Here is a 25,710-nt window from a genome sequence, read left to right as displayed (position 1 = left end):
GCATTAGCTACTAAAACGTAAGTATAGCTTTTTTTCCATTTTTTTGTTTTTTTGGCTTCCATATTTATTGCTTTATATCTTGTTTAGGAGCTTCAATTGGCTGTTTTAGAGAAATAATATTCGATAATAATCGATACGCTCCAGAAACACCTTCTGGCAATTCTCTAAAGAAACTCAAACCGGTGTAAATATAGTATCCTTTTCCATATGGAGCTACTAATAAAGCGCCATCTTTAGCAGATTCTCCCTTGTCGTGAGACGAAATAATAGGAGTGAAGGCAGGATCATATTCGTTTGGATAATATAAACCTTGTTCTTGTGTCCATCCTTGAAAATCTTTTTCAGAAATTTTATTAGGAGTATTTAAAACAGGATGATTTGGCGCTAAGAAAGTAATCTTGGCATTTTCTTCTGTTACACGATCATTAGATAATTTTAACGGATATGGTGCAATTTTATCAGTAACTAGTTTTCCGTTTGTATTATATTGCACAATCATATTTTTACCGCTTTTTACAAAATTGAAAAGTATATTTTGCTTGTTTGCCAAAGCATTTACGGTATTATAAGCACGAATTCCAGTAATAACGGTGCTGAACGAATCTAGTTTTTGAGGCGTAATTTCTTCAGGTTTTAAAATCGAAACTTTGTATCCCATTTGAGTCAAACTTTCTGGAACTTCGTCTCCAGCACCCATAATATAGGCAATCGCATCTCCGGAAGTTTTCAAATCAATTCTAATGCATTTTGATTCAGCGGGTTTTAAAACCATTTGTTTGGTAATATGAGGAAACTCAATAATCGTTTGGTCTTTATCAAATCGTTTTCCCTCTACAATTGCAACACTTTTTGCAGTAACTTCTTCTGGATTTACAGGAGGCGTTACTTCAAAATAAAAGATCTGCTCAGTACCTTTTGTGCCCAAATCAAATGGAATTTCTTTTGGTGAAACAGTCCAGCTTTTTGGTAATTCCAATTGCAGATTTCCTTTTACATTATCTTTTCCAGCACGAACTTTCACCGGAATCATTTTACTATTAGTGTCTCTAAAAATTAGAACTCTTTCTAAGATTGAAGTAGTAACTTCTGGAACAATATCAAGAAAGTTATACATTTCGCCTTTTACGCCGTCATTGTATTTGTAGACAACAGTGCGCTCAAACGGAATTTCGATATCGTTAATTTTTACATTAAAAATCACTTTCGTATCTCTTATAATATCAGGAATTCCAATATTTTCTTGATTAGAAACTGTATACATTCCAACAGTAGCCTTCTCTTTTAGCCAATATGGCTGTGTGTATTCAATGTTGCTAGAAAGCTGTAATTGCAGATTAATTTTGTTATCGTTATTGTTTTTTAAAACAATGTTTTGAAGTGTAGTTTTATGATCAGGAAGTGTTGTTACGCTCATTAATTCCATTCCTACAGAACATCTGTTAATAGCTTCTAAACTTAATTTAATTGTACTTCCTGGAGTTGCTTCTTGTTCATTGGCAACAGCTTCAAGATACAAACCAGAACAAGATGCGATGATGTTTTTTATAGCTGCTGATTTAATCTCTTTCCAGTGTGCATCATCTAGAGCTTGAATCATTGAATAAGCTTTAACTAAATCTGGAATACTTGCAGAAGGATGGCTGAAATCGTATTTTGAGATAATTGAAGAAATTAAATCGCCAACTGGTTTTCCGTTTTTAACGCGGTTCCAGCTTGTATCGATTCCGTCAAATAGATTATCACGTTCTTTTGGGGTTTCACCATTGATTAATTCTAAATATTCGGTTTCTTCACCGCGAACACCTGTACTTCCGAAACCTTGCGATTGATGGCGGCTTCGACTTAAAGCTGCAATTTCTTGGTTTGATTTTCCGATTCCCGTGTAGTAAACACCAGTTTCCAGCTTTGTAAATTTAGATTTATTGGCTGCATCAAATTTTTCTTGGCTTCCATAAAACCACCAAGACGGATTAAAAAATTGACGTTTTACCTGCCAAGGCGAAACGTATTTTAATTGTTCTGGATAAACTTTCGGGTCGTTTGTTAATTTGAAACTTTCAACACTCAACATCGCAGAAGAAGTATGATGTCCGTGGGTTGTACCTGGAGATCGGTGATCAAAACGATTGATGATAATATCTGGTTGGAATTTTCTGATTGTCCAAACTACATCGGCAAGGACTTTATCTTTGTCCCAAATATCTAAAGTTTCGTCTGGATTTTTAGAAAAACCAAAGTCGTTTGCTCTTGAGAAAAACTGTTCTCCGCCATCTATTTTTCGTGCTTCAATTAATTCCTGGGTTCTGATGACGCCTAATAATTCACGCAATTGTGGACCAATTAAGTTTTGTCCTCCATCTCCGCGAGTCAATGACAAATAACCTGTTCTAGCATTCATATCATTGGCTAAATACGAAATCATTCTGGTATTTTCATCATCAGGATGTGCGGCAATATACAAGACAGAACCTAAAAAGTTTAACTTTTTGATTTGATTGTAAATTTCAACTGAATTTGGTTTTTGTGGCTGCTGTGCAAATGAAACCTGAAAACCGATAAAAAATAAAAGAAAGATTTGAATCTGTATTTTTCGCATGGTAAATGTTAGGTGTTTTTTGAAATCATTTCAAAAATAGTAATTATTTTATGTAAGATTATTTAAATGAATTGTTAACGCTCAATAATTATACCTTTCTTTAAAACGATCAAACAAAAAAAGCTGTTAGAATTAAATCTAACAGCTTTTATATAAATGTTTTGAATGACTTATTTTAATTTATTCTCGGTGTCTTTATAAGTGCCTGTGATCGTTACATTACTTCCTTTGGTAACTTTTCCGTAAATAGTGATAGAAGAATTGCTTCCAATAAAATTAATTTTTGCACCACTGTTTAATCTTAAATCCCCCCAAATTACAACAGAACCTTCAACTTGTAAAAGTGCATTACTATTAATAACTAACTCTGTTGGATTCGATTGCTGGTATTTACCTTGAGACAAACTTCCAGTCATGTTGAAAGTACCACCGCTGTTTAAAGTCAGATTATTTTGAACGGTAATTGAACCACAATGTGTTAAAACAGCACCAGAATTAATAATTGCCGAATTAATAGCAGTTGCTCCTTGGTATGATTTTATGTCGTTAGAATTCAAAATCAAATCTTTACCTTGATTGTATACAATGTAAGATGTGCAATTTGCAAAAGTTCCATTTGGTTTTTCCATTTTAATAATTTTCAAACCACCTGTTCCGCTTGCAACATAGATATAATTTCCGCTTGATTTTACATAGTTTGATGAACCTGCAATTCCTACAGAACCTAATAAATTAAGTTGTGTTGAAGATTGGTAAACATTTAAGCCAAGAGCTCCGTTTGCTACAAAAGCATAGCCATCATTAAAAGAAACAGCATTTGTTACATTATCTTCTCCAGCTGTTGCAATTGCAATGCTTTGTAATTTAGAACCACTGTTGATATCGTATACGCCAAGACCGTTTGGACCTTCAGAAACAAAAAGTTTTGTACCGTCGATATCCATTGTTCGTTTCGCACCACTTACATCAGTTGAAGTTGTAAAGCTTTTTTGCAAAGCAAGAGTAGATTGATTGTAAATATTAACGCCTTTCGTTCCGCTTAAAGTGACTACTTTGTCGCTTGTTAAGGCAATAGAGCGTAAATCGGCTACAGTAGCTTTTCCAGTAATTTCTTTAGTAGAGCTGCTTAGTTTGAATAAACTTCCGTTATCTCCAGTTACAGCAAAATAATTAGAAGTATTAGCGGCAACATCTGTTGTAACTCTATTTTCTAAATAATTCGTTTTAAATTTATCGGTAAGCAGTCCAGAACTTAACTCCATATTAAGAACAATAGCTGGATTTGTAGTAAGAAGCGGATCTTTGTCTACATCTTTTGCTGCCCCAATAATTAAATTTGATCCAGAGAAAGTTAGAGATGTAATGTCTGTATTAGGAATTAAAGCCGATGTAACCAATTTTGGTTTATAAGGATCTGAAACATCAATTACGTCAATTGCTCCAGAATAAGCATCGCCTCTCATAATATAAGAAACATAAGCATAATTTCCGTTTACCGTAACATGGCTGGCTTGTAGTGTTCTTCCGTTAGCATCAACTGGCGGTTTAACTTCGGCAATTTGAACTAGAGGAAAAGAAGTGTTGGCTGTCTCTGCAGATTTCCCTGTCAACGAACCATTTTCGATCGAAATTACTCCTGAATTAGTCAAGTCTAACCTTTGATTTAAAGTAGATTGATCAGAAGTAATAGTAATGTTATTTGACGACTGTCCGTCATTTTTGTTGTCATTATTATCGTCACATCCTATTAATAGTGACATTGCTAAAAATGAAAGCAAATAAACATTCTTTCTCATAAAATTTTAATTTGGGTTTTGAAAATTCGGTGCAAATATATATCATAATCACATTAAACAAAGGTTAATTTTGTTAAAACTCTCTGTTTTACAATGATTTATATACAAATTACAAATTTTTAACAAAACTTCAAAGTTAAATTATCAAAAAAAAAGAGAGCATCATTTAATTGATACTCTCTTGAGCTGATTACTAATAATTTAGCAATTATCTTCTTCCATGTCCGTGATCGTGGTGATCATCATGATCGTGGCGATCGTGTTTGTCATGGTGTTTATCATGTTTATCATAATGTTTGTAGTCTCTACGATCGTTATATCCATATACTGGTCTCGGTCTGTATGGTCTTTGTGCAACTCCATGGTATCCTTTATAGTATTTTACTCTATGACGATCAAAGTATGTATAAGGAGTTCTTCCGTGATAGTCTGTCAAAACTACTTTGTAACCACCATATAGATCATAGTTTCTATATTGTCTTGGTAAGTAAGTTGTTCTTACCCATCTTCCTCCTCCAAAATAGATAAATTGAGCAGCACGAACATCGTAATAAGCTTCAATATCTGGAAGATAATAATATTCCATATCTGTATATCCTGCAGGTCCCCAAGCTGGTGGGTTTCCTATATTCACGTTTATCGATACTTGGGCTTGCGTGGCGTTTGCAACCATTAGAAATAATCCGGCGATTGCTAATTTTATCGTTTTCATCTTTTTTGTTTTTTTTAAATGTTAATCTTGAATAGGGATATTCATATACTGTGCCAAAAAAATAAAAGAGATGTATTTTGTCGAATAAAAATGCATTTCATCGAGTAAATTAAAAGTATGTATTGCTTAAATATCTGATTTATAGTGGTTTTTTATGCTTAAAAGTTTCATAAAAAAATAAAAAAAATTACTTGTAATTGACTACCCTCGGTTTTGCCAACTCAAAAGTTTGGAGTCCGTAATCGGTAGTTTCAAAAGTATTAGTTTTGAAAACATTGTCTCCCTGCTGCGGAATACTTGGATAATAGGACAACGAAAGCTGGAATGAACTGAAAACCAAATAGTCATTGCTAATTAATAATCCCACAGTAAGTTGAGAATAGGGTTTACTCTTAGTCATCGCCATTTCCGGACTTCCTAGTACTGCGATAGAATAATTAAAAAATGGATTTAAACGAAACCCAAGTAATGCATGTGGAGAATACGTTTGTGTCTGTAAGGATAAAACAGCCTTGCTGGTTCCGTACAAATAACTATTAAATCCAGGAATTCCGTTATCTTCATTTATGTTTAATTGATCTCCAATTATATCATCTCGATTTATTCCAATAACTACTTTTGGGTTGACGAATTGCCTAATTTTCCAATTTCCGATACTGTATAACTTCGTAAAATAGTTAGACTCAAACAAAAATGAGGTTTGATAGGTTTTGGATTGATGAAAGAAAGTTCCAGCTTCAAAATTCATACTTAAAAAGCCTAGACGATAATAATTTCCAAAAGAGAATTGAGCCCCGACATAAGGCCGCCAAAAAGTGTTTTTATATTGATATCCAAAAGTAACACCATATATTCGCCCAATTGGGACGTCTTCTGTCTGTCCGTTCCTAAAAATATAACTGTCTTTGATGAATTTTCTTGTGTTTAGACCAATTCCGCTGAGAATGAGCTTTTCAGAAGAATAAAAATGATTCGGATCATAAAGCTCAGAAGGCGATTCGCTATAATTTACATTCAAAAAACGTGCTGTTGTAATCAAGTTAGTTATGGCATGATTGCTATCTTCATACATTTTAAAAGCATGTCCCGCCCAAACATCTTGCGAAGTATATTTTTTTGGCTGATAAGCAAATGTCGAATCTGGAGCTTGAAGCGTGTCTTTTCTAAAGCTTTCGTCAATATAAAATCCGCCCGCCCATTTAGTCAAAGGAGAGTAGAAGTCTCGTTCAATATCTATACTTTTAATATAGTTATTATCCAAATCCATATTGTAATGAAAGACAGTACCGATATAAGTATTTTTAATATTTGGAACTGTATAAGTTGCTTCATTAGCATTTCGGCCATCGTCAAAGCGATTAGTGAAACGATATTCCAATTGTTGTCCAGTTCCAAAAAAGTCTTTTTCTTTAAAACCGATTGACATTTGATTGCTAGAAATTGAAAATCTTGGTATAGTACTCCATGAATCTAAAACACGAATCGTAACGTCTACAGAATCTGAAGCTTGCCCAACACTTTGATTCGAAATTCTAACTGCTGTAACATATCGTTGTGCACGAATTAAACGTTCAGACTCTAGAACTTTATAAGTGTTGTACGGAGTATTTTTCTTAAAAAGCAATAAATTATAAATAGCTATTTTTTTTGTTTTTAAGTGAAGCCTATTACCCATTCTTTCTCCCCAATTTTTAGGAATTTGAGTAGTATCTGCAACAGAATATCCAAAAGGATCTAAGGTTATAATGTTGATTTTTCGAATAATCTTTCCATCATAATTCGTAGAATCAATGGGAACAAGCAGTTCGTCTTTTTTCTTCGATTTTTTAGACCTAAAGAATAATTTATGCATAGCCTGCGTAAATTTATTTTTCTTAGAATAATTTCTGATTTTAGTGTAAATCTCCGTTGTGTCTTTCTCTTTTTTAGGCTCTTTTTTATTTTGATCTACCTGCGCGTACCCGCTTTGTAAACAAAAGCACAGCAAAATAAAAAATAATATTTTTTTGTTTAAAGACATGCGGTAGTTTTTCTTCTAATAATTTTAAGGTTTATGAATTTAAGGAATAAATAAATGCTATGCTAGCATAACGCTTTTTTTAATTTTCTGTTGTAATTTTTCTCTTTCTCCAGACAAATTTTCTCGGAACATGATTTCCCATCAAGTAGCCCCAAGCTGAAAGCGAGTCAATTCGATCAAAAATAATTTTCAAAATTGCCAAAAGGGGAATGGCTAAAAACATTCCGGCAATTCCGGCGGCGGCTCCTCCAACAATAATTCCCATGATCGACACAAAAGCATTAATTTCTACTTTAGAATTAATAATTAATGGCACAAGCAGATTATTATCGATAAACTGAACTATTATATTCACAATAAGAATTCCGAGAATTACTGAAATTTCTCCAGACCCTGTGAGTGAAGCTAAAACAGTAATAACACCAGCGATAAAAATTCCGATATAAGGAATCAGGTTCAAAATTCCTGTAATTAATCCTAGTAGAATAAAATATTTTACGCCAATAATCCATAAACCTAAACTAGTCAATACCGAAACAACAATCATTTCGATAATTAAGCTTACAATGTAATTGTTGATAGAAACTTTTATCTGAGACAGAATATCCTGCAAAATACCATGATTTTCCTGTTTGATTAGTTTGGCGAAAAACAGCTTAAAATGCTCTTTGTAAATCAAAAACAGAAAGGTATAAATAATCATAATCGTACTGTCTAAAAGAACATCACTTATCGAAATTATAAACGAACCGAGTTTTGCCTGACCTGTTTTTACAGAATCTTTTGTGACAGAATCCAGATATTTTTTCTGTTCTCCAATACTTACCTGAAAATTTTCTCTTATAAATTTATGAATTTGGATTATAAACGAGTTTGCATTTTTCTTTATTGTTTCAAAATCATTCGCCATGTAAGTGACTTGATACGAGATGAAAACCAAAATTCCGACCACAATAGAAATAAAAATAGCAAGACAGACTATAGCGGCGAGATGTCTCGGAAACTTAAGTTTGGTCTTTAGAAAAGTAAAAATCGGAAGCAGTAGAACAGCAAATAAAAATGCCATTAAAATGGGGGTAAGAATATCTTTCCCCATGCAAAAAATGAATGCAAAACAAATTAAAGTAACAAGAATAAAAGAGAGTTTTGCATAAAATGGTAATGTTATAGGCCGAGTCATTTTGTATTTTATTTAGCTGAATTTATAAAACAAATATTACACTTTATTTGTCTTTTTCTGTTCTAGCTTTTTTGCCGCCCGTTATAAAATTCCCATTATAATTTTAGTCGAAAAACTCGCGTTCCTCGTATTTTGCAGGAATGATAGAAATTCCTTTTTGAAGTAATAGATTGTTTGGAAAAACTATTTTTTCTCCTTCTTTTGTTTTTAAACTTACATGAAAGGTATTAATGTCTTCGATTTCAGCTTCAATAGGAAAATCTTTATCATGAATTTTAATGGTGTCTCCAATCCTAAAAGGAAAAGAGAAAAACAGAACCATTCCTGAAGTAATATTGCTCAAAATAGACCATTGTGCAAACATGGCAACTCCAATTACAGTTGCAATAGAAGAAATAGTAATAAAAATATCTTCTGTCTGAACTCCCCAGATTATGATCAAAATGGTTACAAGAAGTATATTCATTAAAATATTAATATACTTAATAACCAGATTTGTACGATGTTCAAATAATTGGCTTGTAGCCGCAAAACGCCTTATTAGTTTAGCAATTACTATACGTAATACAATCAAAACTCCAATAAGAATGATTGTTGCGATTATTTCTCGGCTATACTCTTTAAAAGAAAACATAAATAAATTTTTACACTAATGTAGTCAAAAATTCGTAAACTTTGGCTGTCGGAAGTCCCATTACATTGGTATAAGAGCCTTCTACTTTTGCAACTGCCATAAAACCAAACCATTCCTGAATTCCGTATGCGCCAGCTTTATCATAAGGTTTGTAGTTTTCAATATAATATAGAATAGCTTCGTCTGATAAATCATTAAAAGTTACTTTGGTAATATCATGTAGAAGAGTAGAGGAGTCTGCCGTTTTAAAACAAACAGAAGTAATTACTTCATGTGTTGCATTAGACATCGATTTTATCATTGCAAAAGCCTCTTCAGCATTTTTTGGCTTTCCTAAAGCTTTATTTTGGTGCCAAACAATGGTGTCGCTTGTAACCAAGATTTCATTTTCTTTCAATTCTCCTTCAAAAGCATTTGCTTTTAATACAGCAAGATAATCGGTAATTTCAGCTGCTTTTAATTCTGGCGGATAAATTTCTTCAACATCTTTTAAACGAATTTCAAAATCAAGATCCAAATCCTTAAAAAATTGCTGTCTGCGAGGCGAACCCGAAGCTAAAATGATTTTATATTTTTTTAATTTTTCTTTAAGCATTGTATTTGATATTTAAGGCAATAACCAAGATTGATAAAATTCCGAAGAATAAAATAAGTTTCAGGATAGTGCTTAAATGATGAAAATCTTTTTGAGATTTTGCACTAAATATTTTGACAATAAAATAAAGCAAAGGTGCTAAAACAGTTGCAAAAGCATAAAATACAGCTATATAAAGCTTGTTTTGCATGAAGTATGTATTGCAGTAAAGTCCCGATAAAATAAAAGAAATTATAGCAAAACCTAATGCTATTTTTGCAGCTCTATTAACTCCAATTGCAACTGGTAATGTATTCAGTCCCATATTATAATCGCCATTTACATCTTCAATGTCTTTTACAATCTCGCGAATAAAATTAATCATAAAAGCAAAAAGAGCATAATCTGTTAAAATAGAAAAAAGACTAGCCATTTGTGCCTGATTTTCGCTCGTTGTAGCTGGAAAAAGATCAAAAACTCCTATAATCAAAACGCTAACAGCCAAAAGCAATGCTACAACAAAATTGCCCAAAATCATGATTTGTTTTAGAGTTGTCGCATAAAAATATAAAAGTGATGCGATTAAAATAAAAAGCGATGCAAAAGTTGGTCTCATGATAATATTCGACAGAATAAAACCAATTGCAACCCCAGAAATATTTAAACCAATATAAATATTATAAGCTGCAGTTTCTGTAATTCCTTTCCCTACAACAACATCATTTGGTTTGTTGATGGTATCGGTTCCTACGTCATAAATATTATTAATAACATAACCTGCCGCGGCAAGTAATACAGTGCTTAAAACTAGTAATCCGTATTGCCAGTCAGCTAATGCCAAAGGAACTTGTTGCTGTTTTAAAAAAGCATAGCGAAAAAGCAGCTGCATGAAAGCAAGCATTAAAAGGTTTTTATAACGAATGAGTTTGAGGAATTTCATTTTCTGAGGTTCTGAGTGGCTAAGATGCTAAGGTTCTAAGGTTTTTAAATTAACAATTTATCATTAACAATTCACAATTAAACTAATCGTGCTGTCCATTAAAATACTCCATCCATTTGCCTTGCACTTTCATCACTTGCTCTATAACGTCTCTTGCAGCACCACGTCCGCCTTTTACGTGTGAAATGTATCGACAGATATTTTTAATTTCTGGACTTGCATCTTGAGGAGAGGTAGGTAGTCCAACTAATTTCATAACATGAAAATCAGGGATGTCGTCTCCCATATACAATACATTTTCAGGTTTAATATTTTTGCTTTCGCAGTAAGCGTTAAAAGTTTTTACTTTATCAGGAGTTCCCAAATGAATGTCAGAAATACCTAGATTGCGAAGACGAATGCGTACACCTTCATTGCTTCCGCCAGAAATAATGCACACATGATAACCGCTTTCGATAGCTGCTTTCATCGCAAAACCATCACGAATATTCATTGTTCTTAACATTTCGCCTTCATTGGTTACAAAAACAGAACTGTCTGTAAGTACGCCGTCTACATCAAAAACAAAGGTTGTGATGTCATTCATTATTTCTTTATAACTTTTTGCCATTATGCTGTATAGATTGTGTTAGGATTTTATAGATTTTTTTTTTGTTTTCGTCTTGTAAAAAAGCCAGATGCGCATTAATCGTATTTGAATCGTAGCGTATGGCCGGTCCAGTTTGGGCATCAATCGGATTGAGTGTGTTAATTTTATCAGCAGTTTCCTGAATTAAAGGTCTTAAAACTGCAAAAGGCACTTGATTTTCTTCACAGACTTCTTGTCCGATTTGATACAAATGATTGGTAAAATTGCTCACAAAAACGGCTGCTACATGAAGCGCTTTACGCTGTTCTGAACTAATAGAATAAACGGCTGTAGAAACGCTTTTTGCAACGGTTTCTAAAAGCTTAAAATCGGCTGTGTTTTCTGCTTCTAGACAAAAAGGGATAATAGAATAATTTAATTCTTTATTTTTAGAAAAAGTCTGAAGTGGATAAAATACACCGCGTCGGTTTTTCGGATTTAAGAGTTCAATTGAGGATGTTCCCGAGGTATGAACCACCAGCTGATTATTAAATGGCAGTTGTTCTGAAACTTCTGTTATAGCATTATCTGAAACTGAAATTATATGTAAATCAGCTGATTGTAATTGACTGTAATCCGTAACTATTTTTTCAGAATCAATTAAGTGAAGTAAAGCCTCTTTCTTTCGTGCAAAAACCTGTTTAATTTCAACAATTTTGCTGGCAGAAAAAGCCTTTATCAAATGCTGTGCAACATTGCCGGAACCGATTATTGTTATCTGAATCATGAAAGCAAAATTAGTATTATTTTTTTTAATGCAGGAGACTATTGAATATTGATAATGCTTTTTTGAGGTTTTTATTGTCTTCTGGTTTTTGTTAGAATTCTAACACTTTTTAGCTAAAAACAATTATTCAAAAAAAGCGTATCTGTTTTGTAAGTTTAAACTTTCTATATTATCAATTCGTTTAAAAAATAGTCCTTATTTTTGGTTTTTATTAACAAAAGGCAAAGCCTGCTAATCAACATTTTTAAGTACTTTTGTCGCACTTTTATACAATGTAATTCCTAAGAAATGGATAAAAAAATATTCTCTTTTTTGTTTTCTACACGTTTAATGGCCGTTCTTTTTTTAACATTCGCAATTGCAATGGGTGTTGGAACTTTTATCGAAAGTAAATACAATACCGATACAGCCAGAATACTAATTTACAATACCTGGTGGTTTGAAGCAATTATGGCCATCTTTGTGATCAATTTCTTCGGAAACATCAAAAAATATCAATTGCATAAAAAAGAAAAATGGGCAAGCCTTTTATTGCACCTTTCTTTTATTTTTATTCTTTTAGGAGCTTTTATCACTAGATATATTAGTTATGAAGGAATGATGCCAATTCGCGAAGGCGCGGCAGAAAACCAAGTGTATTCAGATAAAACTTTTCTAACCATTTTTGCTGATGGTGAATATAAAGGGGAAATGAAAAGAAGGGTTTTTGAGAAAAGTCTTTTGCTTTCTCCTGTTACCAATAATGATTTTAGTATTTCAGGAAAATTCGACGAAACTCCTTTTGAAGTTACGTATTCGAACTATATCATGGGAGCTAAAGAAGTGGTTAAACCAGATCCAAACGGAACTTTATACCTTAAACTAGTTGAAGCCGGAGCAGGCGGACGTGAAGAACATTATCTGAAAGAAGGTGAAGTTCAGAACATTCACAATGTACTATTTGCTTTAAATAAGCAGACAGACGGTGCAATTAACATCAATACAACTGGAAAAGAATATACGATCCAAACTCCTTTTGAAGGTGAGTTTATGCGAATGGCAGATCAATTTAAAGGAAAAGTTACAAAAGATAATGTACAGCCTTTAATGATGCGTTCGTTATATAGCATTGGAGATATTAGAATTGTATTTCCAGAGCCTCCAATGAAAGGAAAAGTAGATTACGAATCGAATAATGATTTTAAAGCAAAATCTCATACTGACGCTTTAGTAGTTAAAGTAAAAGCTGAAGGACAAGAAAAAGAAGTAATGGTTTTTGGTTCTAAAGGTCAAGTTGGAGAAGCTAAAACGGTTAAAATCGGTAATATTGAATATTCTATTTTCTTTGGAAGTAAAGCGTATGTTTTACCATTCAAAATTCGTTTAAATGATTTTATTGCCGACAAATATCCTGGAACAGAAAAAAGCTATTCTGCTTTTAAAAGTAAAGTTACCGTTCAGGATTCTACAGAAACTTTTGATGCAGATATTTTCATGAATCACGTTTTGGATTATAAAGGATATCGTTTCTTCCAGTCTTCATTTGATCCAGATGAAAAAGGAACAGTTTTATCTGTAAATCATGATTTCTGGGGAACTAACATTACTTATTTGGGATACTTTTTATTATATATTGGTTTAATGGCAATTATGTTTACAAAGAACTCTCGTTTTGGCGATTTGAAACGTAAGCTTGAAGCTGTTAAAAAGAAAAAAGAAAAACTAATTACGATTTTAGTTTTAATGTTGAGTTTGAGCAGTTTTGCACAGCAGTCACCGCATGTTCACTCACATGATCATGATCACGAGCATTCTGCAGATCCTAATGATCACGCGAATCACGTTACTGCGCCGCCAAGCAAAAAGCAATTAGATTCTTTATTGAATATCTATAAAGCTCCGGAAGCTCATGCTGCAAAATTTGGACGTCTGATTATTCAGGATGCTGGAGGTAGAATGAAGCCAATCAATACGTTTTCATCTGAATTACTTCGTAAAGTAAGCCACGATGATAAGTATAACGAAATGAACTCTGACCAGGTATTTTTATCTATGACGCAATATGCTCAGGTTTGGATTCAGGTTCCTATTATTTACATCAACACAAAAAATGACAGTATACGTAAAATCATTGGTATTGATTCTAAAGATAAGTATGCTCCGTTTGTAAAATTCTTTGATGAGCAGGGAAATTATAAACTATCACCATATTTAGATGCGGCTTATAAAGCAGCAAATCCAAATAGTTTTGAGAAAGATTTTATTGAAACCGATAAAAAGGTAAATTTAATGGAGTCTGCTTTAAGCGGAAGTATTCTAAAGATTTTCCCTATTCCAAATGATCCAAACCACAAATGGGTTTCTTATTTAGAGCGTGAAGGAGCTGGATTTAAAGGAATGGATTCCACTTACGTGAAACAAATTCTGCCTTTATATTTTAGTGCTCTGAATAACGGTTCTATTTCGAAAAACTTTGATACAGCTGATAATTTAGTAGAAAGCATCAATGGTTTTCAAAAGAAATTTGGAGCCAAAGTAAGACCAAGCGAGAAGAAAATTGATGCTGAGATTGCCTATAACAAATACGACGTATTTCAGAAATTACCGTATTGGTATATTACAGCAGCAAGTTTTATGTTCATTTTTATTATTGTCAATATTTTCTTTGAGAAAAAATGGCTTCGTATTACAATAAATGCATTCCACATAATAATTGGATTATTATTTGCGCTTCATACATTAGGATTAACAGCACGCTGGTATATTTCTGGTCACGCTCCTTGGAGTAATGCTTACGAATCTATTGTATATGTGGCTTGGTCAACTATGTTCTTTGGATTGGCTTTCGACAGAAAATCAAAATTAACGGTTGCTTCATCGGCTTTTGTTACTGCTATGATTTTAATGGCAGCATACTTAAACTGGATTGATCCTGAAATTGCAAATTTACAGCCAGTTCTTAATTCATATTGGTTAATGATTCACGTTGCAGTTATTGTAGGTAGTTATGGCCCGACTGCATTAGGAATGATTTTAGGTTTTGTATCATTACTATTGATTTTGTTTACAACCGAGAAAAACAAAGCCAAAATGGAACTAAACATTAAAGAGATTACCTATATCAACGAAATGTCTTTAACAATCGGTCTTATCATGCTAACGATCGGAAACTTCTTAGGAGGACAATGGGCCAACGAAAGTTGGGGACGTTACTGGGGATGGGATCCAAAAGAAACTTGGGCTTTAATCTCGATTATGATTTATGCTTTTGTAATTCACGCTCGTTTTGTTCCTGCTTTAAGAGGAAAATGGTTCTTTAATTTAATGAGTATGTATGCTTTTGTTTCGATCTTGTTTACTTACTATGGAGTAAATTTCCACTTAGTTGGTTTACACTCTTACGCAAGTGGAGAAGCACATTCATTAAACTGGATTTATTACTGCTTGATTACAATTTCTATAATTGGAGCTGTTACGTATCCTAAGTACCGTAAATACTATAAAACTAAAAAAGTAAAGAAATAGATAATTTGCAATAATTATTAATTCATAAAAAAGGTTCAACACAATGTTGAACCTTTTTTTATATCAAATTTTAAAGTTTACCAAAGAGGAGAAGTATAATAGCGGTTATTAGGAAAAAGCAAATTAGAAAAATAAGATGACTCAACAGCGTTAAGAAAAAAGCTTTGATTTTAGACATTTTATTAAAAAACTGAATGTTTGTCCAAAAGATCAAAACAATGCCAATAACATACATTATATTGTTGTACTGTTTTATGTGCGAGGTATGATTTAGAAAAATCAATACAGGCATTGTTAGTAATTGTACAGATATTCTTTGAGCCGCCTTAAAAGTATTGAGTACAAAAAATTCAACAAAATTATATCCCTGTTTTCTAAAAACAAGATAGGTGCCAATAGTATAGATAGGAATTGACGCCACTGTGACCCAAGAAAAATGGGTAGCAAACCATTCGTTTAAATAATCAGAATCGATATCTGAAGTCTTTGCTGCTTCAAAAGTATTAATATGAAAGAAATGATATAAAAGACCATAAAGTGTTGCGAGAACTACAACCAAAGATAAAGGCTTAAAATGATGAACTCTTTTTCCCTCAATAAATTCACGAATAGAATGCCCAGGTCTGGTAAATAATTGTTTCAAAGAATACAAAATACCTTTATCAAAATGCAATAAACCATGCTGAATATCATGCCATAAAAAATGAGCATTTATTTTGTGCGTTTCTGCAGGCTGACCGCAGTTGTTGCAATAATGACCTTTAAAAATCTGATGACAATTTTTGCAAATGATTTCCATTTTTGTATTTTTTTTAAAGTTCTAAATTATTAGCACACCTTTTTCTCTAGAAATAAAATTGAATAGACTAATAATATTCATAAGTATACTTATGCACTTGTTTTGAATGATTAGAAGTGCTTATTGTTTCGGTTACTCTTTTATTAGAATCATAAACATAATTCGTAACAAATTTTCCTCCATTCTGAAAATCTTCATATATATTTTGTTCTAATAGACCATCTTTATATGTACAAGAAGTTATGTTCGCAAGAATATGACCCTCAAACTCTTTTTTTTCAATACATAATCCTTTATCATATTTATACTTTATAGTTTTTTGTTTTTCAACTTCAGTTAATATATTATTAGAAGAGTCTAAAGTCTTTACTATTTTGCCTTTTCCAATCATATCAGTATTAGAGACGATAGTTACAGTATTGCCAGAATAATAAAACTTTTTGTCCGAAGTGATTTTATTTCTTGAATTAAAGTATTTTTCATTTAATGGCCTTAACTTGTTGTCATATTCAGCTGAAAATGAAATGTATTTAGGTTCCTTCATTAAATTTTTGAAAGCAAAAGAATTAAACATGCTTATGGTGTCATGAATAGAGGCAACCTCTTTAGCGTATTTATAATATTCTTCATCAGACCCAACTACTGCATAAGCATCATCAATGCTAATAGTATCTTTTCCAACAATAGTATATTCAACTCCGTTCGCTTTATTTTTTAAATATTGATCATGCTCAAGTTGATACTTTTTTTCATCTTCAGTAAGATAAGAGTAAACTTTTGTTTTGTTTTTGAAATATTTTACCTCCTCAAAACTAAAACCTCTGGCTGGGTCAACTTGAATTTTTTTTATAATTCTGTTCTTAATATCATATTTATAATACTTTATAAAATAGGAACGTTCTATTGAAAAATACGGCATCCCATTTAGATCAAAGTAATACTCTTCTGAAATTGTATCATTTAATTTTACAGTCAGTTTCTTTATTCCCTTGTCGTTTTTATTCAGAGATTTATACTCATCAACAGGAATATGCTGCGAGAAAATGATTCCACTAAATAATAAAGTGATAAAAAGAATTGTTTTTCGAAAGTGATATTTTTTATTTTTTTTCATTACTTACTTGAAAACCGTTAGGATACATAATTGCCATTAGAACTATTATCAGTAGAAAATTATACTCAACACCATTTCTTCCGCCGCCAACAACAAACCAACCTTCTTTAAAGTGCACTAGAATGATTCCCATTATAAGAACGAAAATGGTAACAAAGCCATCAAGTTTAATATATTTATTAGCTAATAAAAGTATTGCTGCAGCAACATGAGATAATTTGATGCTCCAAGCGAGGAATACACCATACGGGGCAAAACCAATTTGGTTGAGGAAAAGATTTCCAAAATCATTAATGCCGTTATTAAACATTCCGGAAATAGAATGGGTGAGGAGAATAATCGCCATAGCGATTCTCAAGAGTAAGTTTGCATTCATAAATTGGTTTTTGGTTAATTAAATATAATAAAAAAACGCATATTACTCTGAATATGCGTTTTAGCTTTTTATAAAAGATTAATTTTAAACTTTTCCTAAAGTATAAAGCTGTTCCATTGTTGGAGTTGGACTTCCGCCGGCTGGCTCCAAGGTAATTCCGAAAGCTTCTGCAGAATCCGTTTGTTCTACAGCAAAGATTTTTTGTTTATTTCCTTCAAAATTATCCAATAAACCAATACTTGTTGGCGTAAGAACAGGACTTAACTTCAAAGACCAAACCTGATAAACCATTCCTTTTGGAGGAGTTGGTAAACCTGCCGCATCAATATAAGTGGTTCTAGTCTGTTTATTCCAATATACTTTTGCAAAAGAAGCAGGAGAAACAGCCTGTCCGCCAAGAGTTACACCTGTATTTTTAATATCTCTTACGATGCTCAAGTTTTTCTCGGTTTGCTTGTTCTGCTGATCTAAAAAAGCATATTCGCGCTGAATTTTATTCTTTTCATTTCCAACAGTAGAAATCGCTTCTTTTGTTTTTGTCAATTCTAAAGTCTGATATCCTAAACCTAAAAGCAATAGCACTGCCGCAGCCCAGCCAACATATTGTGACCAGTTTGATGCTGGTTTCATGTCGACTACTTTTCCGTGTTTAAGTTCAAGACGAGCTTTAATTTTTTCGAAATTCTCTACAGAATGGAAAGGAGAGAAGCTAGAAGAAAGCGCAATGACAGCTTTTTCTATCGAGATAATTTCCTGATCCATTTCTGGGTTCTTTTTTGCCATTTCGGCAATTTCGAGATTTTCTTTTTCACTTAATAGACCGTAAACATACAGCTCTAAAATTCCTGATTCTATATATTCTTGTGCTTCCATTATATCTTCAAATAATTACGTAAATCGTTAATACAGTTTCTGTTTTGAGTTTTGATAGTTCCCAGTGGCATTGCCAATTCTTCTGAAGCTTCTTGCTGGGTATATCCTTTAAAGAATAATAAATTGATTATTTCGATACATTTTGGTTTTAGTTTTTTTACAAACTCTTGAATTCCAATTGCATCAAGTTTATGACTCAATTTATTGCTCTCGTCTAAGAGATTTACGAAATTATCTGATGAAAGGTTTTTTTGACCGTTGTTGTAGTCTTTAGAACGAAGTTTATCGATTGAAGTGTTTCGGGCGATATTAAGTATCCAAGTATAAAATCGTCCTTTACTTTCGTTGTAAGTGTCGATGTTTTTCCAGATTTTGACAAAAACATCCTGAAGCACATCTTCAGCTTCTTCTCGATTTTTGATTAAGACATGAATGACAGAAAATAGACTTTTTGAGTACATATCGTACAAATGCGTAAAAGCTTTTTCGTCTTTTTTGTAAATTAAAACTAACAGTTCTTCTTGACTCATAGATTTGGATTTTTAAGTTTAAACATTAAAAGTTAAGACGTTATATGCTAACCTGTCATAAAGTTACTTTATTTTTTCTTCATTTTTTTATTTTTTTTTAATAGTCTAAAACCTAAGAAAATAAAGGGGTCAGAAAAAAATGCATTTTTTTTTCATTTTTTTAAAACCAAAAACAATGCAATTACGTAAATGTTTTTAATAAGGTCAGAAAGATCTTAGACAAAGTGACCAAAAACATAAAAAGCTGTTGTTATAATATTATTAAAGACCTATGGATAGCAAAATAATAGTCAAAATATTAATAGTGGGATTAACAACAGTTTTGGCATTATCTGTTTTTACTAAAAAGGATTTTTTAGAAGGTACTTTATCACGATGCACAAAAGAATGCCGCGCTTATTAATAATTCGTTAGAAATAAGAAAAGAGAAAATATTATATAGTTGATGTACTCGGACTTCCAGGTCGAAGATTTTTTTAATATGTCTTTCGGATATTTTAGGATTTAAATTTACATCAATACAAGCCATTAAAAGATTTTTTGAAAGCCATTTGACATATTGGGGGGGAAAGAAATTTTCGAACACAACCGAGTCATCAACTATAATTTATAAAAGATTGCATAATAATTAATTCATGGTTTGATTTGTTTGTATGGGGGGAAGCCTAACGTCTGATTAACGTTAGGCTTCATTTTTTATTTAACTTTTGATTGGCAAAAATTAAAGATCCAAAATAGTTTTGTGAAACGGATTTTAGCTAATTTTATAAAAAATTATAAGATGAAAAAAGTACTATTTATACTATTTGGAGCCGCTCTTTTATCTGTAACAGGATTAAATGCTCAAACTAGTTCAAACAAATTATCTAAAAAAGATAAAACCATGGCAAAAGAAACAATTTATCAATTTAAAGTAGAAGATCTATCTGGAGATACTTTTGACTTTGCTTCTTTAAAAGGCAAAAAAATCATGATTGTCAACACTGCTTCAAAATGCGGTTTAACACCTCAGTACAAAGATTTAGAAGCGGTTTATAAAGAGTATAAAGATAAAGGTTTCGTAATTGTTGGATTCCCTGCAAACAACTTTGCATCTCAAGAACCAGGAACGGCTAAAGAAATTGAAACTTTCTGCCAACAGAATTATGGCGTGACTTTTCCTATGATGAACAAGGTTTCTGTTAAAGGAAGCGATATGTGTGAAGTTTATAAATTCTTAACTGAGAAATCGAGAAACGGTTTACAGGATTCTGAAGTAGAATGGAATTTTCAAAAGTACTTAATCAACGAAAAAGGGGAATTGGTTAAAGTAATTAAACCAAAAACTTTAGTAACAGAACCTGAAGTTATCAATTGGATTAAAAGTTAAAAGCATAACTATCTAAACCAAAAAATCCACAAAATTGAAATAATCAAATTTGTGGATTTTTTTGTCATTCATAGGGACGAAGAATCGCACTCGGAATTCGACAAAGATTGGAGAATTACTATATGGAATTACTTATGTGATTCTTCGTTCCTCAGAATGACAAAGAATAAAAAATCTTCATCCTTTGCGGTTAAACTAAAATAAGCTGCATAAAAACCAAATCCAGCCAGTGATCAAATTTATAGCCTACTTCACGAATTGTTCCTGTAGCTACAAATCCAAATTTTTCATGAAAAGCGATACTTCCTGCGTTATCAGCATCAATCGCACCGATCATTACATGATATCCTTGTTCTTTTGCTAAACGAATTAATTCTGTTAAAAGCTTTGAGCCAATTCCTTTTCCTATAATATTGTCAACAACATATACAGAATGCTCCACAGTATATTGATAGCCAATTTTTTCTCTAAACTGCCCATAACTTCCAAAACCAACCACTTCACCATCTAAATCAGCTACAATTACAGGAAGATTTTTAGCTTTTTTATCTTCAAACCATTTGATCTGTACATCCAAAGTTTGGGTTTGGTAACTGTAATTTGCGGTCGTATGTAAAATCGAATGATTTACAATTTCTAGAATCTTTTGTAAATCGTTTGCCGTTGCAGGTCGTAAAATAATGCTCATTGGTTATTATTACAGGTTATTTGGTATTTAATTCAGCTAATAAAGTATCTGCTTCTTTAGAATTCCAGTCCATTTCTTTTGCAATGGCTTTGGCATTTTTGGCATATTCTAAAGCTTTCTTTTTATCTTTTATTTTGTTATAAAGTTTGGCCTCAAGCAAATTTCCATCGTAAGAATCGCTTAATTCTAAAGAGCGATCAACCCAGAAAATAGCTTTTTTTAAACTCTCCTTATCTTTAATATGCTTAAAATAAGTATTTCCAATATCTTTCAAAAAGCTAGCATCGTTCCAAACTAATTTCTGAGTATCTTCAAGCGTAACTTTTTTATAAAAATCCCATTTTTCGGTTCTTTCTGCTAAAGTTAAATCATATTTAAAAACTAGAGAATCTGTTTTTTGCAATCGAATAGATTTAGCAATTTCTCTTTGTTTGTAATAATTTATAGTGTCTAAATTATCAACCAAAGGACGAAGCAATTCATTTACAATACTTTCGATTTTTCGGTCAACACGGCTTTGAGAAGCTACAGCAGCAAATTCTTTCTGATGATTTATAACATACTGAAATTCTCTAGATTTAATATCGGTTACACCATTGGCAATTACACGCCAGTTTAATTCGCTTACCAATTGTTTTTCAGATTGTGTGTCTAAATAAATATGAGTTGGAACTGACAAATCTGTCCTGTCTTTTCCTTTTTTTAAAGTATTCAGATAAACAAAGAATTTGTCAGAATTGCTAGGATCTGCAAGAAACTGTTTTTCTAAATATGGCAATTGCATTTTTGGATTTAATGCATTGTTTAGTTCATTCTGAAATTCAGGCTTTTTCATTTCGCCTTTTAATGCATAAATCAGCGTTTCATTGCTGTCAAGAAATAAAAATGTAGGGAGCGATTTTGTATTGAATTGATTCTTTAAAGCAATTCCTTCCTCTTTTTCTATATTTTTATAAGTGCAGATGAAATTTTTATTTAAAAATTCCATAATAGCTGGATCACTTAAAACTTCTGTTTTCATTAAATTACAATGCGGACACCAATCTGCATAAAGCATTACAAAAACCGGTTTTCTTTCTTTTTTTGCATTTTCTAAAGCTGTTTTGTAAGGAACATCAACAGGCACAAACTTATTTTGTGCGTCAATAGTTTGAAAAGTAACAGATAAAAAAAGTATAAATAAGAAACGCATATAAGGTCAGGCTTTTATTAATCATTCGATTTTACAAATATATTCGCTTTTTCTAGAAAGAGCCTTAATATATTCCTAATTATAATATAAATCAAATGTGAAGTTTGTAACTTTGTAAACAAGATAAAGAAAAATCAGACTAAAAGATTTTCTTTAAAATAGTAATACGCGACCGTAATGATTTACCCCAAAATAGCGCTTGCACAAAGCATTATCGAAATTTTATCTGCCAAAGGCATTGTTAATATCATAATTTCTCCAGGATCTAGAAATGCACCGTTAACTATCGGATTTGCTCAAAATCCAAAATTTACTTGTTATAGTATTGCAGATGAACGTTGTGCTGCCTTCTTTGCTTTAGGAATTGCACAGCAGACCAAACAGCCGACAGCTATTGTTTGTACTTCAGGATCTGCTTTATTAAACTATTATCCTGCTCTTGCTGAAGCATTTTACAGCCAGATTCCATTAATTGTAATTTCTGCCGATCGTCCGCAAAGTAAAATCGATATTGGTGACGGACAAACCATTCGTCAGGAAAATGTGTTTGCTAATCATTCTGTTTTTAATGCCAATTTAACCGAAGAAGCATCAGAAGAAAATGATTTAAAAATCAATCTAGCAATTGAAACCGCAATTCTTAAAAAAGGTCCAGTACATATTAATGCACCTTTCGAAGAACCCTTATATGAAACCACAGAAGAACTTTCTGTAAAACCAAAAATCACAGTTCCAAATCCAGAAAATTTTCCTCACACTATAGAAAATAGCGATGAATTTGTTTCTGTTTGGAATAATGCCAAACGAAAATTAATTTTAGTTGGAGTTAATGAAGCAAATAGTATTGACCAGGAAATCATTGAAAATTTAGCTTCAGATCCGTCGGTAGTAGTGCTTAAAGAAACGACTTCAAATCTTCATCATGAGAGTTTTATTAATTCAATTGATACTTTAATTACGCCTTTTGATGATTTTGATTTTAAGAAATTTAACCCTGAAGTTTTAATAACTTTTGGAGGAATGGTTGTCTCAAAAAGAATTAAAGGCTTTTTGCGAAAATACAAACCAAAAGAGCATTGGCATATTGATACTTTGCGAGCATATGATACATTTGGAGCATTGACAAAACATTTTGAAATGAAACCAAATGATTTCTTTAAAGATCTACTTTCAAAAACGTCTTTTGTAAAAAGTAATTATTTTAATAATGTAGATACGGTTTACCAAACGAGATTAGAGAAAAGAAAAGACTATTTGAGTAAAATAGAATTTTCGGATTTTAAAGTTTTTGAAAAAGTAATCGAATCATTACGTAAAAATAGCATGTTACAGATAAGTAACAGTTCTGCTATTCGTTACGCACAATTGATTGATATTGATAATTCTATTGAAGTTTTCTGTAATCGAGGAACAAGTGGAATCGACGGAAGTACTTCTACTGCAATTGGTGCAGCTGTTGGAAACCAAAAACAAACTGTTTTTATTACAGGAGACATTAGTTTTTTATATGACAGTAATGCTTTATGGAATTCCTATATTCCTAAAAACTTCAAAATTATTCTAATTAATAATGGTGGAGGAGGAATCTTTAGAATTTTACCAGGGCATCAGGAAAAGCCTGTTTTTAATACTTATTTTGAAACATCGCATAAACTGACAGCAGAACATTTGGCAAAGATGTATCAATTGAATTATTTCACGGCAAATGATAACGATTCATTAGAAAATGCTTTGCGAGAATTATATAATTCAGATGATACACCTGGAATTTTGGAAATTTTTACTCCGACTGCCCAGAACGATGTGATTTTAAAGCAGTATTTCAAACATTTAATCTAAAAATTACAATCCTTTTTGATATTTATTGAAAAGGATTTTTTTTGTTTTCTTCATAAAGTAAGATTTGTTAAATTAAATTCTCTGTAGCGCGCCAAACTTCGTACCTTTGCGCCTCAGAAACTTAGCAGTTCTGCTGCTTAGAAATTTATTAAAATGCTAGAAATAGGAAAATACAATACTCTAACTATATTACGTGATACCAAAGTAGGTTTGTTTTTAGGAAGTCCTGAAAAAGACCCAGAAGGAGTTCACGATGTTTTGCTTCCCAATAAATATGTACCTAAAGTATTTGAAATTGGAGAAGAACTAATCGTTTTTGTTTATCTTGATCACGAACAGAGACCTGTGGCAACAACATTGGTGCCTTATATTTTATTGAATGAATTTGCTCTTTTAAGGGTGAATTATATTAATAATGTGGGGGCTTTTATGGATTGGGGAATGGAGAAAGATATTCTGGTTCCATTCAAAGAACAAGCGCGTCCAATGGAAAAAGGAAAACGGTACTTGGTTTACTTGTACATGGATAAACAAACAAATCGTCTTGTGGCTTCAAGTAAAACCAATCAATTTTTGAGCAACGACAATTTAACAGTTGAAAAAGGCGAAGAAGTTGACTTAATTGTTTCTCATATTACCGATATGGGAATCAATGTTATTATAAACGAGCAACATAAAGGACTTTTGTATAAAGATGAAGTTTATGACGATTCAATAAGAACTGGCGATAGAATGCGCGGTTATATCAAAACCATTCGTCCTGATAACAAAATTGATGTTGCGCTTCAGCCGCAAGGTGTTGAAAGTATAGAACCAAATGCCGAGAAAATTCTTAATGAGTTAAGAGCAAGCAGAGGTTTTCTTAGATTGAATGACAATTCTCATCCCGAAGATATTAAGACAGTTTTAAAAATGAGTAAAAAATCATTTAAAAAAGCGATTGGATCTCTGTATAAAGAAAAATTGATCGAAATAAAAGACGATGGGATTTATCTGGTAAAAGAATAAAAATTTGAAATTTATTTTGCATTAGCAAAATTATTATAACACGAAAGGCTGCTCATTACAAGCAGCCTTTCGCTTTTTATTCAGTTTTAAAAAAAATTGTAATTAAAAAAAAACAGAAATAAAATAATTCGAGTCCATCTCAGAACAATAACTTTACGAATTTTAGAAATTATCCCATTGATGGTATGTCTTTTAAATGATTTGAAGTACCTATCTTAACAGCAAAAAAAGAATTTCACGGCTAATCCATTGGTTTTATAAAATAACTTTTAGAAAGTATGAATTAGTACTTTTTTCTTCTTTTATCGTTATCATTCCTATACTAACTATAGATACAATTCTAACATTTAACCTTAGGTGTTACTTTTTTCTTTTTGAAGTTTCGACAAACACATAAATCATTTGCTCTTTTAATTGAGGTTTGTTACTTAAAACCCTAAAAAAATGAGCGACAAATTTTTTAAATTTTCTCAAAAAAATCATTTTTTAGGTTAATAAATCAGTGAAAGAAAATCAATCTGAAATCTTTGAAATTTTTGTATCTCATTGATTTCTAGGCTGTAAAATTAATTATTATTTTTCTAAACTAATGTTAAAAAATGTTATTTTTT

At 32.0% G+C, this 25,710-nt stretch carries 21 protein-coding genes; 4 read left to right on the top strand and 17 right to left on the bottom strand.

Annotation, left to right across the window (positions count from 1 at the left end):
* Positions 1–64: 64 nt before the first annotated feature.
* The 10 genes from OZP10_RS21385 to OZP10_RS21340 form a co-directional block, all read right to left on the bottom strand.
* Positions 65–2,596, bottom strand: a complete 2,532-nt coding sequence (locus OZP10_RS21385) for a PIG-L family deacetylase (RefSeq protein WP_281632687.1) — start codon at positions 2,594–2,596, stop codon at positions 65–67.
* 170 nt (positions 2,597–2,766) lie between these two features.
* On the bottom strand, positions 2,767–4,392 hold the full coding sequence (locus tag OZP10_RS21380; RefSeq protein WP_281632686.1) for an LVIVD repeat-containing protein: 1,626 nt from the start codon (positions 4,390–4,392) through the stop codon (positions 2,767–2,769).
* Positions 4,393–4,600: 208 nt separating this feature from the next.
* On the bottom strand, positions 4,601–5,104 hold the full coding sequence (locus tag OZP10_RS21375) for a hypothetical protein (protein ID WP_281632685.1): 504 nt from the start codon (positions 5,102–5,104) through the stop codon (positions 4,601–4,603).
* 187 nt (positions 5,105–5,291) lie between these two features.
* A complete protein-coding gene (locus OZP10_RS21370) occupies positions 5,292–6,956 on the bottom strand; it encodes a BamA/TamA family outer membrane protein (protein WP_349293748.1) in 1,665 nt (554 codons plus the stop codon).
* Positions 6,957–7,203: 247 nt separating this feature from the next.
* A complete protein-coding gene (locus OZP10_RS21365; RefSeq protein WP_281632683.1) occupies positions 7,204–8,304 on the bottom strand; it encodes an AI-2E family transporter in 1,101 nt (366 codons plus the stop codon).
* 103 nt (positions 8,305–8,407) lie between these two features.
* Positions 8,408–8,938 carry a mechanosensitive ion channel domain-containing protein gene (locus tag OZP10_RS21360; protein ID WP_281632682.1) on the bottom strand — a complete coding sequence of 177 codons (531 nt, stop codon included), beginning with the start codon at positions 8,936–8,938 and terminating at the stop codon, positions 8,408–8,410.
* A 10-nt stretch (positions 8,939–8,948) separates the two neighbouring features.
* Entirely contained in the window at positions 8,949–9,533 is a 585-nt protein-coding gene (locus OZP10_RS21355; RefSeq protein ID WP_281632681.1) for a Maf-like protein, read from the bottom strand.
* Positions 9,526–10,452 (bottom strand): geranylgeranylglycerol-phosphate geranylgeranyltransferase, encoded by a 927-nt coding sequence (locus OZP10_RS21350; RefSeq protein ID WP_281632680.1) that lies wholly within the window; start codon positions 10,450–10,452, stop codon positions 9,526–9,528. Before OZP10_RS21350 ends, OZP10_RS21355 begins: the two co-directional genes overlap by 8 nt.
* 82 nt (positions 10,453–10,534) lie before the next feature.
* Complete coding sequence (locus OZP10_RS21345; RefSeq protein WP_281632679.1) at positions 10,535–11,062, bottom strand: KdsC family phosphatase; 528 nt, start codon at positions 11,060–11,062, stop codon at positions 10,535–10,537.
* Complete coding sequence (locus tag OZP10_RS21340) at positions 11,046–11,807, bottom strand: Rossmann-like and DUF2520 domain-containing protein (protein ID WP_281632678.1); 762 nt, start codon at positions 11,805–11,807, stop codon at positions 11,046–11,048. The genes OZP10_RS21345 and OZP10_RS21340 overlap by 17 nt, the downstream gene beginning before the upstream one ends.
* A 288-nt stretch (positions 11,808–12,095) precedes the next feature.
* Between OZP10_RS21340 and OZP10_RS21335 the strand changes: the two genes are divergently transcribed.
* On the top strand, positions 12,096–15,311 hold the full coding sequence (locus OZP10_RS21335; RefSeq protein WP_281632677.1) for a cytochrome c biogenesis protein CcsA: 3,216 nt from the start codon (positions 12,096–12,098) through the stop codon (positions 15,309–15,311).
* Between the two features lie 70 nt (positions 15,312–15,381).
* On the opposite strand, the gene OZP10_RS21330 is transcribed toward OZP10_RS21335, so the two are convergent.
* The 5 genes from OZP10_RS21330 to OZP10_RS21310 all read right to left on the bottom strand — a co-directional run bounded on the left by OZP10_RS21330 (position 15,382) and on the right by OZP10_RS21310 (position 19,003).
* Entirely contained in the window at positions 15,382–16,110 is a 729-nt protein-coding gene (locus tag OZP10_RS21330; protein ID WP_281632676.1) for a DUF3667 domain-containing protein, read from the bottom strand.
* Positions 16,111–16,177: 67 nt separating this feature from the next.
* Positions 16,178–17,224, bottom strand: a complete 1,047-nt coding sequence (locus tag OZP10_RS21325; RefSeq protein ID WP_281632675.1) for a hypothetical protein — start codon at positions 17,222–17,224, stop codon at positions 16,178–16,180.
* The gene (locus OZP10_RS21320) at positions 17,211–17,600 is read right to left on the bottom strand and encodes a DoxX family protein (RefSeq protein ID WP_281632674.1); all 390 of its coding nucleotides are present in this window, start codon (positions 17,598–17,600) and stop codon (positions 17,211–17,213) included. Before OZP10_RS21320 ends, OZP10_RS21325 begins: the two co-directional genes overlap by 14 nt.
* Before the next feature lie 84 nt (positions 17,601–17,684).
* Positions 17,685–18,473: an anti-sigma factor gene (locus OZP10_RS21315; RefSeq protein WP_281632673.1), complete on the bottom strand. Its 789-nt coding sequence runs from the start codon at positions 18,471–18,473 to the stop codon at positions 17,685–17,687.
* Positions 18,473–19,003 (bottom strand): RNA polymerase sigma factor, encoded by a 531-nt coding sequence (locus OZP10_RS21310; RefSeq protein ID WP_281632672.1) that lies wholly within the window; start codon positions 19,001–19,003, stop codon positions 18,473–18,475. Before OZP10_RS21310 ends, OZP10_RS21315 begins: the two co-directional genes overlap by 1 nt.
* 781 nt (positions 19,004–19,784) lie before the next feature.
* On the opposite strand from OZP10_RS21310, the gene OZP10_RS21305 reads away from it, so the two are divergent.
* Entirely contained in the window at positions 19,785–20,372 is a 588-nt protein-coding gene (locus tag OZP10_RS21305; RefSeq protein ID WP_281632671.1) for a glutathione peroxidase, read from the top strand.
* Positions 20,373–20,562: 190 nt separating this feature from the next.
* Here OZP10_RS21305 and OZP10_RS21300 read toward each other — a convergent pair whose 3' ends face one another.
* Together OZP10_RS21300 and OZP10_RS21295 are read right to left on the bottom strand one after the other, a co-directional pair.
* Positions 20,563–21,060 carry a GNAT family N-acetyltransferase gene (locus tag OZP10_RS21300; RefSeq protein WP_281632670.1) on the bottom strand — a complete coding sequence of 166 codons (498 nt, stop codon included), beginning with the start codon at positions 21,058–21,060 and terminating at the stop codon, positions 20,563–20,565.
* A 16-nt stretch (positions 21,061–21,076) separates the two neighbouring features.
* Positions 21,077–22,252, bottom strand: a complete 1,176-nt coding sequence (locus tag OZP10_RS21295) for a thioredoxin family protein (RefSeq protein WP_281632669.1) — start codon at positions 22,250–22,252, stop codon at positions 21,077–21,079.
* A 177-nt stretch (positions 22,253–22,429) separates the two neighbouring features.
* On the opposite strand from OZP10_RS21295, the gene menD reads away from it, so the two are divergent.
* Positions 22,430–24,091, top strand: coding sequence for a 2-succinyl-5-enolpyruvyl-6-hydroxy-3-cyclohexene-1-carboxylic-acid synthase (gene menD / locus OZP10_RS21290; RefSeq protein ID WP_281632668.1), 1,662 nt, complete (start codon positions 22,430–22,432; stop codon positions 24,089–24,091).
* 153 nt (positions 24,092–24,244) lie between these two features.
* The gene (locus OZP10_RS21285; protein ID WP_281632667.1) at positions 24,245–25,099 is read left to right on the top strand and encodes a CvfB family protein; all 855 of its coding nucleotides are present in this window, start codon (positions 24,245–24,247) and stop codon (positions 25,097–25,099) included.
* Positions 25,100–25,710 lie beyond the last annotated feature (611 nt).

The organism is Flavobacterium luteolum (assembly GCF_027111275.1).
GTDB lineage: Bacteria > Bacteroidota > Bacteroidia > Flavobacteriales > Flavobacteriaceae > Flavobacterium > Flavobacterium luteolum.
This window is presented reverse-complemented; position numbering and strand designations above follow the sequence as displayed.

Bases quoted from the DNA above. Each gene is read 5' to 3' on its own strand.
- OZP10_RS21300 (WP_281632670.1), bottom strand. From the start codon at position 21,060: ATGAGCATTATTTTACGACCTGCAACGGCAAACGATTTACAAAAGATT.
- OZP10_RS21330 (WP_281632676.1), bottom strand. From the start codon at position 16,110: ATGGAAATCATTTGCAAAAATTGTCATCAGATTTTTAAAGGTCATTAT.
- menD (WP_281632668.1), top strand. From the start codon at position 22,430: ATGATTTACCCCAAAATAGCGCTTGCACAAAGCATTATCGAAATTTTA.
- OZP10_RS21345 (WP_281632679.1), bottom strand. From the start codon at position 11,062: ATGGCAAAAAGTTATAAAGAAATAATGAATGACATCACAACCTTTGTT.
- OZP10_RS21285 (WP_281632667.1), top strand. From the start codon at position 24,245: ATGCTAGAAATAGGAAAATACAATACTCTAACTATATTACGTGATACC.
- OZP10_RS21320 (WP_281632674.1), bottom strand. From the start codon at position 17,600: ATGAATGCAAACTTACTCTTGAGAATCGCTATGGCGATTATTCTCCTC.
- OZP10_RS21355 (WP_281632681.1), bottom strand. From the start codon at position 9,533: ATGCTTAAAGAAAAATTAAAAAAATATAAAATCATTTTAGCTTCGGGT.
- OZP10_RS21325 (WP_281632675.1), bottom strand. From the start codon at position 17,224: ATGAAAAAAAATAAAAAATATCACTTTCGAAAAACAATTCTTTTTATC.
- OZP10_RS21310 (WP_281632672.1), bottom strand. From the start codon at position 19,003: ATGAGTCAAGAAGAACTGTTAGTTTTAATTTACAAAAAAGACGAAAAA.
- OZP10_RS21305 (WP_281632671.1), top strand. From the start codon at position 19,785: ATGAAAAAAGTACTATTTATACTATTTGGAGCCGCTCTTTTATCTGTA.
- OZP10_RS21295 (WP_281632669.1), bottom strand. From the start codon at position 22,252: ATGCGTTTCTTATTTATACTTTTTTTATCTGTTACTTTTCAAACTATT.
- OZP10_RS21360 (WP_281632682.1), bottom strand. From the start codon at position 8,938: ATGTTTTCTTTTAAAGAGTATAGCCGAGAAATAATCGCAACAATCATT.
- OZP10_RS21375 (WP_281632685.1), bottom strand. From the start codon at position 5,104: ATGAAAACGATAAAATTAGCAATCGCCGGATTATTTCTAATGGTTGCA.
- OZP10_RS21385 (WP_281632687.1), bottom strand. From the start codon at position 2,596: ATGCGAAAAATACAGATTCAAATCTTTCTTTTATTTTTTATCGGTTTT.
- OZP10_RS21380 (WP_281632686.1), bottom strand. From the start codon at position 4,392: ATGAGAAAGAATGTTTATTTGCTTTCATTTTTAGCAATGTCACTATTA.
- OZP10_RS21335 (WP_281632677.1), top strand. From the start codon at position 12,096: ATGGATAAAAAAATATTCTCTTTTTTGTTTTCTACACGTTTAATGGCC.
- OZP10_RS21365 (WP_281632683.1), bottom strand. From the start codon at position 8,304: ATGACTCGGCCTATAACATTACCATTTTATGCAAAACTCTCTTTTATT.
- OZP10_RS21370 (WP_349293748.1), bottom strand. From the start codon at position 6,956: ATGCATAAATTATTCTTTAGGTCTAAAAAATCGAAGAAAAAAGACGAA.
- OZP10_RS21340 (WP_281632678.1), bottom strand. From the start codon at position 11,807: ATGATTCAGATAACAATAATCGGTTCCGGCAATGTTGCACAGCATTTG.
- OZP10_RS21350 (WP_281632680.1), bottom strand. From the start codon at position 10,452: ATGAAATTCCTCAAACTCATTCGTTATAAAAACCTTTTAATGCTTGCT.
- OZP10_RS21315 (WP_281632673.1), bottom strand. From the start codon at position 18,473: ATGGAAGCACAAGAATATATAGAATCAGGAATTTTAGAGCTGTATGTT.